An 11,050-nucleotide genomic window follows, 5' to 3' on the forward strand; every position below is an offset into this window, starting at 1 on the left:
TCTCGCGGAACGGCATGGCGTGGACCATCGCGATTCTCGTCCTGTCGGCAGTGGCGGCAGGCGTGACGCACATGCTGCTGGGGCGCCTCGGCGTCCGCGAACAGCGCTGAGGGGGATGTGATGCGGACGGCCTGGCTCTGGGTTCTGATCGGTGCGTTCGCCGCTGCGGTGCGCCCCGGGGCAGCCGTCGCGCAACAGGACGACATGCAATGGGCGCTGTGGCGCAGCGCCTATATCAGCACGGATGGCCGCGTGATCGACGCGCCCGGCGGCAACATCAGCCATTCCGAAGGGCAAGGCTACGCCATGCTGCTGGCCGTTGCCCATACCGATCCGACCACCTTCGCCAAGCTATGGGGCTGGACGAGCACCAATCTCCTGGTGCGCGAAGACGGTCTTCTCGCCTGGCGCTGGGACCCGGGCGGCAAGGGCGTCACCGACAGGAACAATGCGACCGACGGCGACATCCTGGTGGCCTGGGCCCTGCTGCAGGCCGGCAAGGCCTGGGGAAACACGAGCTATCGGGATGCCTCGGCCAAGCTGGCCCGGGCGGCACTCGACCACGCCAGCACCGAAGTTGCCGGCCGGGTCGTGCTGATTCCCGGCGTGGAGGGCTTTTCCTTGCCGGATGGCGGCGTGGTGATCAACCTGTCGTACTGGGTGTTCCCCGCCCTGCTCGACTTCAAGGCCGCCTCAGGCGACGCCCGCTGGGGTGAACTGGTCGACAGCGGATTGGCCCTGATCGACCAGGTGACGGCGGATGGACATGTGCCGCCCGACTGGGTGGCCCTCCATCCCGACGGCCGGCTGAATGCCCCGCCCGAACAGCCCTATGTGGTCGGCTACAACGCCTATCGCATTCCGCTCTATCTCCTGTGGGCCGGTCTGCCGAAGCAGGACGCCATCGGCCGGTTCGACTCGCTGTGGGGCGGCCGCGCCACCGGAATGCCGATGATCGTCGATGCCGCCTCCGGCAGGGTGCTGGAACGCAGCCTCGATACCGGCTATCTCGGTCTGCCAGCCCTTGTTTCCTGCGTTCTCAGCACCACCGGGTTCAGCGATCCGCCACCGCTGCGCACCGCTGAGCCGTACTATCCCTCAACCCTTCTGATGCTGACCCGCGTGGTCCAGCGGGAGCGATATCCGACATGCGCGCCCCTCTGACTCTTGCCTTGATCCTGATGACGACCGTGTCGGCGCAGGCCGCCGCGCTCGAGCCCGTGCCCGCTCCGGCGGCATCTGCCCCCCGGTCGACGATGCTGCGCCTGGCCCAGGCGATCCGGCCGCCGGCGGCCACGGACACTCCAGGCGCCGCGGCGCAGGGCCCGGCACAATCGCCACCCACTCCAATCGCGGCCCCCACAGCCTCGCACCAGATCGGGGAGCGGGACCTCACCGCCCTGCGATACTACGTGCAGATCAAGGACTGGACCCGCGTCGAGGCCGAGATCCGGCGCCTACGCTCGGTCGACCCGTCGTGGGAGCCCCCCGCGGATCTCATGAGCGGGGGGCAGGCTGGTCCCTCGGTGAATGAACAGGAGCTGTGGGACCTGTTTGGAACGGGCCGCTACGCCGATGTACGGGCGCGGATCGCCCAGCTGCAGCAGGCCAACCCGTCCTATACCCCGTCGGCCGACCTGCTCCGGCAGCTCGACATCGCCGAGGCGCAGCAGCATCTCGGCTCGGCGAGCGAAGCGGCGCGGTGGCAGACGGTGATCGACCAGGCGCGCCAGCAGCCGGATCTTCTGAGTTGCGCCCGCACGGACACGGTCTGGCGAACCGCGGAGGCGTTCGCTCGCCTGCAGCAGACATCGTCGGCCTTCGACCTGTATCGCAGCGTGATCGGCACCTGCAGCAACCTGAAAGAGCGGATCGCGACGCTGCAAAAGGCGAATGCGTTCCTGTCGCCGGACCAGATGACACTGCTCTATGCGCTGGCCCGCGACCGGTCCGGCAGCGATGCCGCAGCGATCGATAGCGTTCAGAAGTCCCTGGAGGCCGGGCATCGCACGGCGCAGCGCGGTCCCATCGTGCGGGGAACTTCGGGTCCGGCCGGGCCAGGTGCCGCCCAGGCATCTGCTGCGGAAGCGGCAAAGCAATCCGGCGCGTTTGCCGACTGCCTGCGGCTGACGGATGCAGCCACCACGACTGGCCTGAAGCTGACGCGCGCCTGGTGCCTCTATTCGCTGGACCGGCCGACGGAGGCCTCGTCGCTGTTCGCCGCGGTCCGATCGCAGGGCGGCCAGGGCTCGGAGGTCCAGGACGCCACATACGGGCTGATCCTCTCCACCCTGCGGCGGGGCTTGGTCGACGACGCGCAAGCGATGATCGACAGCGCGACCCTGACGGGCAAGCAGCATCGCGAAGTCCAGGGCGAGGTACTGGCCCAACTCGGCACGGCGGCCTATCAGCGCGGCGACTATCACGAGACGCTGCGGCTGTTCGATGCCCGCGACCAGGATGGCGTGCCGCCGCGGCGCGACCTGCAGCTTCTGCGTGGCTTTGCGTACTACAAGCTGCATCGTTACGCCGAGGCGCTCGACCTGTTCACGGAACTCGACCACGTGCTCAGCACGCCGGACAGTCGGGAAGGCCTGCGCATCGCCCGTGGCGGACGATACGGGTTCAGCTGATCATGAGTTCTCAAGCCATGCGCACTCGCCTTCTTCTCGTGATCGCCGCCACGCTGCTGGCCGCCGCCTGCGCGCCGAAGAAGCCGTTCGACCCGGCATCAACCACGATGCTGTGGCGCGAAACGCCGCTCAATCGGGCGGCCCTCCGCCTCGACGCGCCCCTTCGCCCGATGGTGCTGGCCGTGTCTGACCGCAGGGGCGGGCAGACGTTGGACCAGCGCTACGTCCTGCGCAACAACACGCGCATCCAGGGAGAGAATTCTCTGGAGCTGGAGATCGTCGCCGACGGGAAGGCGACGCGGATCACCAGCGACCAGTTCCTGGCGGCGGTCACGGTGCCGCTCGGCGCGCTGGACGCAAAGTCGATTCACGAGGGGCAGAACCGCTACGGCTCTTTCCTCTATGTCTCCGGTCGGCCCGAAGGCAGCCCGGGCTGCCTCTTTGCCCTGCAGCGCCTGCAGCGATCGCTGGGCGCCGCCCTGCCGAAGGGTATCGACCAGGCGGACATTACGCTGCGGGTGTGCGACGCCACGGCCTCGCCGGATGACCTGCTGCCGCTGATGAGCGCCTGGTCGTTCGATCCAGCACTCGGCGACCCGACGGCCCATCTGGTGAATGGGGAATGATGCCTGAGGGCCGTGGTGACCGGGCATCCGGATAACAGGGCGGATGCGGCCTGCCGACCGGACGTCAGATCACGACAAGATCCAGATCGGGCAGCAGTTTCTGCAGATTCCGCAGCGACTTCGATTGCCACGGGATCTGGCTCGATCCCTTGACGGTTAGATGGATGCCACCTTTCTTGCGGATGTCGATCGTGAACTTGGCGATCATGTTGATGCCGGACGAATTGAGGTATTCGAGATCGGTCAGATTCAAGGTGATCGCCGTCGTCGCGCTGTCCAGGACATCTTCCATCAGCGTCAGAATGGGCGCATAGGCCTCGCCGCCGGCGAGGCGCATCGTGCCCTCCAGGTGGATCTCGGTGCCCTCGACCCAGGCATGGTAATCGCTGGTCTTGACTTCCATCAGACGTGACCTTTGCTGCTCAACGGTTTTCCCCCGTGATCGACAGGGACGCATAGGTTTCCAGGCAGACCCGGTTCAAGTGATCGACCGGGCCGAACATCCAGGCCAACTTGGCTCCATAGTCGCTCATCAGTGTCAGAAGACCCAGTCCGGACTCGCGAGAGTCGGGCTGCGTTGCATTGATTTCGATCTTGCTGATCAGCAGGTCGTTCGGGTCACCGTCGGTGATATCGGACAGGGTGGTTTGAAACCGCTCCGCCGCCGCGACGTCGATCAGGTTCTTGACCTGGAGGTTGAACGCCCCGCCGCCGACGGCGGCCCGGATCGAAATGTCGCCGGGAGATTTGAATTTCAGGGCGTTCTCGATCAGCTCGTTCGATAGATAGGCGATGCTGTGTCTCGCCTCCTTGACCTGCTGCGCAGGAAGACGGAACCGCATCGCGCACAGCAGGCTGATGAGATCCGACGTCGTGGCGCAGTGGTGCCAGCTCAGTTCCAGCGGCCCGTCGAAGAAATCCAGGCGGCCGATCAGGTGATCTTCCTGCTCCACGATATCTGTGGATCCGAACCATCGTTTCGTCATCTCAGCGGTGCCTTATGACAATCAATGTAATGTCATCGTAGATTTTTGCCTCGCCGATATATTCGAGGAGGTCTTTAATGATCCCAGCCTTTATCTGGCTCGCGTCACCTTTCCGGTGAGCAAGCGCGCTCCTGCAGAGCCGGTCGAGGCCAAACATGGCGCCGCATTGGTTGACTGCCTCGGTTATGCCGTCCGTATACAGGACGATCACGTCCCCATCGCCGAAGTGGAACGTCTTGCTGGTGACGAAGCGCTCGATATCGGGCTCCAGGCCAACCGGAAACCCGAGCTCGGTCGTGTCCAGAATTTCGAGATCCCCATTCTCCCTGAGGACGATGACGTCTTCGTGCTGACCGGTCAGAACGACCTCGTGACCCGAGAAATCGAGAAACGCCAGCGACATGTGCTTCTCGGCCCCGGTGCGCTCGATATTCTTGAAGAGGGCGCGGTTGAGATTGCTGAGGAACACCTCGGGGTCATCCTCTCCCGCCTCCTCCAGCGCCCGCGCCATGGAGTGCACCATCATCATCAGCACGCCGCTCTCAAGGCCATGCCCGGTGACGTCGCCGATGCCGATCTTGATGCGGTTAGCGCCCTGCAGCACGTCGTAGTAATCGCCGCCGACCTCATCGGCCGGCTGCATGAAGGGCGCGATTTCGATTTCGGGGATGGCCTCCAGCTCACGGGGCCGCGGCAGGACCATCAGCTGGATCTGGCGCGCGACCGCCAGTTCAGCACCCAGGCGGAGGTTTTCGTCGGCGAGCCGGGCGTTGAGGGCGGAGATCTCGACATTCGCACGGCCCAGTTCGCTCGTGCGGTCTTCGACCAGGCGTTCGAGATTCTCGGTGTGGTATTGAATCTGTTGCGCCATCGCATTGAAGGCGGATCCCACCTCGCCGACCTCATCGCGCGTCGGAATATTCACCCGCACCGAATAGTCCTGGTTCTGCAGCCGCCTTGCGCCGTCAGCGAGGGCGCTGAGGCCCGAGGTGATCCGCTTCGAGATGGCGATGATGGCTGCCAGCACCACCATCATGCAGATCAGGATGGCCGCGATCTGCCATTCGATGATCCGGTTGGTCGCCTCGGAGATGCCCCTTTGCGCGGCATGAAGCGGGGCGTAGATCTCGCGCTCGGGAACGACGATGCCGATCGACATCGTCTCGGATTCAATCGGACCGCCGCTCCAGACATTGACCGGATGGAGCGGAAACAACTCCACCAGATATGGGGTTTGCTTTCCGTCGCCACCGTCGAGCGTGATTCTGAGAACCTTGCCGTCGTTGTCGCTGCCGATGGGCAAGGTGGCCACAGCCGGCTGGGAGCTGCGCCGGAGCGACCGATCGACCGCCGTGACGCCCTGGCTGGCGGCCTCGTTGGCGGCAACAAGGCCGAGGATCTTCTCACCCGACGACCCGATCGCGAGCACATTTCCGTTCGACATCGCCAGGAAGCCGAAGCCGGTGTCCGCGACCCTCACACTTTTGACGACCTCGCCCAACTGGTCGAGGGTGATGTCCGCCCCGGCGGCGCCGGCAATCCGCGAGCTGTCCTGGCTAAGAAGCGGGTGAAAGAAGCTGATGATGAGCTTGCCGGTGATGGCGTCGGTATAAGGGGCGGTCATTGTGATCTGGCTCTGCACCGGCCGCGCCTTCGGATCGGCGAGCCAGCTCTCCCATGAGGGATAAAGCTCCGGAAAGAAGAAATCCCAGAAGGCCGCGGCGTTGTGGCCGGGATACAGCCGGTCGAAGGTCTGCGCCTGGTCAGTGTAGGGCGTGGTGCGGAAGATCGGCGATTCCTTGGGGCCGATATAGTACATCTGCAGCTTGGGAGTACCGGTCGCCATCAGGCTTGGGGCGATGAGGTCGAGGATCGAGCTGTCCTCGATTTCCTGCTGAACCTCCGGCCGCGGCCGATGGTCGTCGCCCAGGAGATATCCCCAGACGCTGACCACCGATGGCGCCCCCGGCGAATTCTGTGCCCAGCCGCCCTGCACATCATAGGTGACTGATACCGAGCTGGGGTTGACCTTGGCGATCGTCCGGCCCAGGGCCGCCCGCTGTTGGGGATGCTGAATTTGGGCTTCGAGCGCCGCGGCCAGGGTGTTGACCTCGGAATGGACCTGGTTGATCAGGAGATTGGCCCGCTCCGCCGTCTCGATCGCATAGGTGCGTAGATACTCCTGGGTGGCGCCGGTCAGGCCGTCGCCCACCTGGACCGTCGCATCACGCGAAAGTCGCTGCACATTCCAGAGGGCCAGGCCGCTGCTGAGCAGGAGGTCGAACAGAACGGCGATGCCGACGACGACGATGAACTTGGCCCGAAAAGAGCGCGCCCAGAAGGACGGGCGATCGGCAGCGTCCTTCATGGCGCCTTTTGCCCCGACGCCACCCAGATCGGCCATCCCGCATAGCCCTTGGGATGGAGCGCGGCATGGATGTGATCCTGGAATCCCCGCCGAAAGCGTTCGATGAATTCGGGAGCGTCGCCACGTCGGACCGCCATGTCACCCGCATAGACATTTTCCCAGGCCGCGATCATCTCTGCGAAATCCTGGGGATCGCCATCGAGATTCGTGACCATGAACGATTCCATCCGGATGGCTTCGAACCCGGCATCGGTCAGGTAGCGGCGGCTCTTCGGACCGAGTTCGACATCCATCTCGAAATGCCCGAACAGCTTCGCCACCTCATTGTAGGTCCACTGGATGCTCTGGGCCCGGGGTTCGCCCAGGCAGTGGGAGTTCTTTTCGTTCGTGATGTAGACGCGGCCGCCTGGTTTGCAGATCCGGAATAGCTCCTTCAAAATAAGATTGGGCTTGTTGAAGATCTGCAGGGAATGCCGGCACGTGACGAAGTCAAACTGGTCTGAATCGAGCAGCATCTCTGCCGCATCACCATAGGTGTATTCAATGCCTCGGATGCCGAATTCATCGGCCATCTTGCGGGCATAAGCAAGGCTGGAGCGGGAGTGGTCCAGCGCCACGAGGCGAGACGGTTCGAATTCCCGCTGGACCAGGGCGGCGAAGTCACCGATGCCACAGCATATATCGGCCATCGCCATGCCGGGCTTAAGGCCGTGGCGAGGCAGAATATCCCGCTCATGGCGCCAGGTCATCCTCGTCTGGGTTCTCAGGATGGGGATGAACCCGCCTTCTTCCAGAAAGCCCTGGCCCGGATAGAACTGCCCATCATATTCATTGACGGAAATTGCCGGCTCGACCTGGGACAGCCGCCCGAACTTCCCCGTGGCCCAGCCCACCACGCTCGAGGTCACAACGACGATCTTGAGATCGGGGCGATCACGGCACGCGTGAACCATGGCGCGCGCCAGGGTCTGGAAGCCGATGTTGTTCAGCCGGGACAGGCGCTTCACATTCAGATAGAGCGTGCCGCGAGCGCGCCGGACTGCGGATGCGAACAAGGCCATGCAATCCGCCATGTCGGCGACGGTCTCGGGACGGAACGTCCCCGCCAGGAGGAGTTCCTGGTTGTTCTCGTTGTACTGGACGGTGAACGGGGCGGCTTCTCCAGGCATCGTCAGCCCACCGGACCATCGATCCGCAGATCGACCGTCATCGTGATCAGTTCGTCATCGGCACTGATCGAAACCATGGCGCCATAGTCCTGGGTCAGTTCGAGCAGGCCGATGTCGGGATCCGTGCCGATCTCGGATGTGAGGGCCTCCAGATATCGCCTCTCGGAGTCCGGACGGTTCAGCCTGTCGGCCGCCTCCAGCAGAAACAGCGCATCCCGCGAAGCACATGGGATGCGGATCTCCACGCGATCGATATCGCCGTTGCGGGAGACTTTGCACGTCACCATGCCTGTCCGCTTATGGATTCGATAGGCGATCTCCAGCAGTTCGTTGACTGCCGACGAGAACAGGTTGGAGTAGAGGGTCGAATCGCTCCTGTTGTGGCTGATCATGCGCGCCAGATAGGTCGCGACGAAATCGCACTGCGACCAGTGGGCGGAGAATTCCCGCGCATCGATGGCTATCTCGATCAGCGGCAGGAAGCCCCGCGTCGACTCCGGCATTGCGTGATGATCCATCTCGTTCCTCGACCCAGCCAAGCCCGACACCGCGGCAGCAATATCTGACGATATTGCCTAAAAACCGAAGTAAAATATCTGACAAAATACTCTAGTATGCGCCCAGGATGTTCAGTTCGTGAGGGGTGGATCCCGCGCAATTCTGTCGATGTACCGGATGGTATCATGGCTGCTGAGAGGTGGGCTGATCAGAAATCCCTGTTGCCGGTCACAGCCTTCTTTTGCCAGCCAGCGCATTTGTGCCTCTGTCTCAACGCCTTCGGCGGTCACGCTCATCCCCAGTCCATGAGCAAGATTTAGGATCGATCGCACGATCGTCTGGCTTTTCTGATTTATCTCGAGATCCCGGATGAAGTATTTGTCGATCTTGAGGCTGTTGAAATTAAAGTCTTTGAGGTATCCGAGGGACGAATAGGACGTTCCGAAATCGTCCAAGGATACTCCGATTCCCAACAGGCTCAGCGTGTGCAGGATGTCCAGGTTGTGCATCGTCTGCTCGAGCAGAACCGTCTCGGTGATTTCGAATTCGAGCCGGTCGGGCTGAATCCCGATGCGGTCGATGGCTCGGCAGACGTTGTCGATGAGAAACCCGCTTCTAAACTGAGCAGGGGAGAGATTGACGGTGATCCTCATGGAAGACGGCCAGTTTAGGGCGTCCGTGCAGGCCTGCTCCAGCACCCACTGACCGATCTCATCCATCAGGCCATCGGCTTCCGCGATCGAAATGAACGACCCCGGTGCGATGATGCCGGCCTCCGGATGCCGCCAACGCAAGAGGGCTTCGAAGCCAACAATGGAAAACGGTAGGCGGGCCAGCGGCTGGTATTCGACGAACAATTCTCCCCTATGAAGCGCCTTTCGCAGATCCCGCCGCAAATTCTCGCGCCGTTCCAGAAAGGCCAGCATGGCGTTTTCGAAGATACGGGCTCGCCCCCGACCTTCACTTTTTGCCGCGTATAGGGCAATATCGGCGGCCTTCATCAACTGTTCTGTGCTGGTGCCGTGCTCGGTTCCGAACGCTATCCCGATGCTGGCGCCGATGAAAATTGGAATGTCATTGATTTCGAACGGTGCTTTCAGCCTGGAAATCAGGAGTTCAGCGAGCCGTTCCGCATCGCGCGGTTGATTTCCCGAGAACTGGATGACGGCGAACTCATCGCCCGCATATCGGAAGCCGATCGCATCGCTGCCCAGGGATTCTTCGATGCGGCGTGCGACGAGTTGCAGGAGAGAGTCGCCGGCGCCGTGCCCCAGCGTATCGTTCACGGCCTTGAAATCGTCGAGATCGATCTGAAGCAGTGCGACGCCCATCCTCGAGGTCGACGGATTGGCCAGGACTTGTCCGAGCCGTTCGTCAAACAACCGCCGGTTCTGCAGTCCCGTGAGCGAGTCATGGCTGGCCCAATGCAGGAGCGTATCGGTCTCGGGCCTGTCCGTGGGACCCCGTCCATCCGCCTCGATCTCGAGAATGACGCCGAAACCGTTGCCGGCCCGGAATGCATGGGCGACTGTGGCTACTCCCGTGACCGGATGCGACAGCGCGACTTCGAGGGCCATTCCGGTCTCGGGAAGGCCGCGAAGCTCATGCCGAATGTCCGGCTCGGCAAATTTGGGCAGCAAGTCCTCAAGTTTAGTGTCTGCCTTGCGTGCAGCCGGAATGCTTCGCCGGAAGTTGCCGCTGGCTTGGCTTATACGCCAGTCTTCATCGAAAAAGGCGACAGCTTCCCGGGTATAATTCAACCAATCCGGAAGCACCAGATTGCCATTGACTTTCGGGCTGAATCTCAAATTCTCATCAGAGAGCCCCTTCCATCTTCGGATCAATGATTGATACTTTGAAATGCGACGCAAGCCAACGACCCCCTATCGAATATGGTCGGTCAAAGTTTCAATATGCGTAGCCGCTGACCTGTAAAAAATCGCAAGTCTCTCTATTAGATTGTTTCAATTTATATGGATGATAGAACCTCAACGCATCCTCGTCCAGCCGCGAAGGCTGTGGATTTAGCCGCCGCCGGCGCCCGATCGCTCGTACCGGCTCGATACCTACGAATGATAGGCCTCTCGGGCTCTTGCGGCCCAAAAACCGCGTTGCCGATCAACATCCCGGTGGTGGCGCCGCCAATTGTTGGGCAATCAATCCAGGCCGCTGCCAGGCGCGCCGGCTGGATGTCATGGATGCTGAGTGGCGCACTGCAGTCAGATCCGATTGGCGACCGGCGGCTAAGTCGATGGAGGCGACCTGCACGTGCTCTTAGCGGCCCATGGGCCGATGTTGGCGGGCTGGCCGAATGGCCGTCGGCCGGCCGCGTCGCTATGCGTTCAGCGCCAGCAGCCTTGCCTGGCCTGAACCGCCCGACCGGGGGGCGAGGCTGTGCAGCTTGACCGCCACTTCCGTACGGTTCTGCGCCTTCAGCTTCTTCATGATGCTGCGGACATGAACCTTCACGGTGCTCTCGCACAGGTTCAGCTCATAGGCGATGATCTTGTTCGCCTTGCCATGCGAGATCGCCTCCGCGACCTCGGCCTGCCGCTCGGTAAAGAGCTGATTGCCGGTCGCCGTAACAGGGGGCCGCTCCTGCGCCGCATGGGTGTGTGCCGCGTGGGACAGCATCAGGCTGCTGGCCGGTGCGAACACGCCGCCGGCCTGGGCCAGGGAGATCGCCCCGACGGCGACGGTCAGGCTGACGCTCGTCGGAATGTACCCGCGGGCGCCGCAGGTCAGGATGCCGACGACATGCGCCGGGTCC

General features: G+C 62.7%; 10 protein-coding genes. 3 read left to right on the forward strand and 7 right to left on the reverse strand.

Annotated features, from left to right (window positions below; all coding sequences use genetic code 11):
* Positions 1 to 120 precede the first annotated feature (120 nt).
* From AC3XYG_RS32375 to bcsN, 3 genes are read left to right on the forward strand one after another with little or no spacing between them, the layout of a single operon-like run.
* The gene (locus tag AC3XYG_RS32375) at positions 121 to 1,164 is read left to right on the forward strand and encodes a family 8 glycosyl hydrolase (protein WP_489144004.1); all 1,044 of its coding nucleotides are present in this window, start codon (positions 121 to 123) and stop codon (positions 1,162 to 1,164) included.
* Positions 1,149 to 2,633: a hypothetical protein gene (locus AC3XYG_RS32380; RefSeq protein ID WP_489144005.1), complete on the forward strand. Its 1,485-nt coding sequence runs from the start codon at positions 1,149 to 1,151 to the stop codon at positions 2,631 to 2,633. The genes AC3XYG_RS32375 and AC3XYG_RS32380 overlap by 16 nt, the downstream gene beginning before the upstream one ends.
* Positions 2,634 to 2,650: 17 nt before the next feature.
* Positions 2,651 to 3,259 (forward strand): cellulose biosynthesis protein BcsN, encoded by a 609-nt coding sequence (gene bcsN / locus AC3XYG_RS32385; protein WP_489144006.1) that lies wholly within the window; start codon positions 2,651 to 2,653, stop codon positions 3,257 to 3,259.
* 64 nt (positions 3,260 to 3,323) lie between these two features.
* Here bcsN and AC3XYG_RS32390 read toward each other — a convergent pair whose 3' ends face one another.
* The 7 genes from AC3XYG_RS32390 to AC3XYG_RS32420 form a co-directional block, all read right to left on the reverse strand.
* Positions 3,324 to 3,716 (reverse strand): slr1659 superfamily regulator, encoded by a 393-nt coding sequence (locus AC3XYG_RS32390; protein ID WP_489144007.1) that lies wholly within the window; start codon positions 3,714 to 3,716, stop codon positions 3,324 to 3,326.
* Positions 3,682 to 4,245, reverse strand: coding sequence for a slr1658 superfamily regulator (locus tag AC3XYG_RS32395; protein ID WP_489144008.1), 564 nt, complete (start codon positions 4,243 to 4,245; stop codon positions 3,682 to 3,684). The genes AC3XYG_RS32390 and AC3XYG_RS32395 overlap by 35 nt, the downstream gene beginning before the upstream one ends.
* A gap of 1 nt (position 4,246) precedes the next feature.
* Positions 4,247 to 6,649 (reverse strand): SpoIIE family protein phosphatase, encoded by a 2,403-nt coding sequence (locus tag AC3XYG_RS32400; RefSeq protein ID WP_489144009.1) that lies wholly within the window; start codon positions 6,647 to 6,649, stop codon positions 4,247 to 4,249.
* Positions 6,610 to 7,782, reverse strand: a complete 1,173-nt coding sequence (locus AC3XYG_RS32405) for a class I SAM-dependent methyltransferase (protein WP_489144010.1) — start codon at positions 7,780 to 7,782, stop codon at positions 6,610 to 6,612. Before AC3XYG_RS32405 ends, AC3XYG_RS32400 begins: the two co-directional genes overlap by 40 nt.
* A 2-nt stretch (positions 7,783 to 7,784) precedes the next feature.
* Positions 7,785 to 8,300 carry a hypothetical protein gene (locus AC3XYG_RS32410; RefSeq protein ID WP_489144011.1) on the reverse strand — a complete coding sequence of 172 codons (516 nt, stop codon included), beginning with the start codon at positions 8,298 to 8,300 and terminating at the stop codon, positions 7,785 to 7,787.
* A 111-nt stretch (positions 8,301 to 8,411) separates the two neighbouring features.
* Entirely contained in the window at positions 8,412 to 10,088 is a 1,677-nt protein-coding gene (locus AC3XYG_RS32415) for a putative bifunctional diguanylate cyclase/phosphodiesterase (protein WP_489144012.1), read from the reverse strand.
* A gap of 526 nt (positions 10,089 to 10,614) precedes the next feature.
* The coding region (locus AC3XYG_RS32420; RefSeq protein WP_489144013.1) for a LuxR C-terminal-related transcriptional regulator at positions 10,615 to 11,050 on the reverse strand (436 nt) is incomplete at its 5' end.

Source organism: Inquilinus sp., from assembly GCF_057815775.1.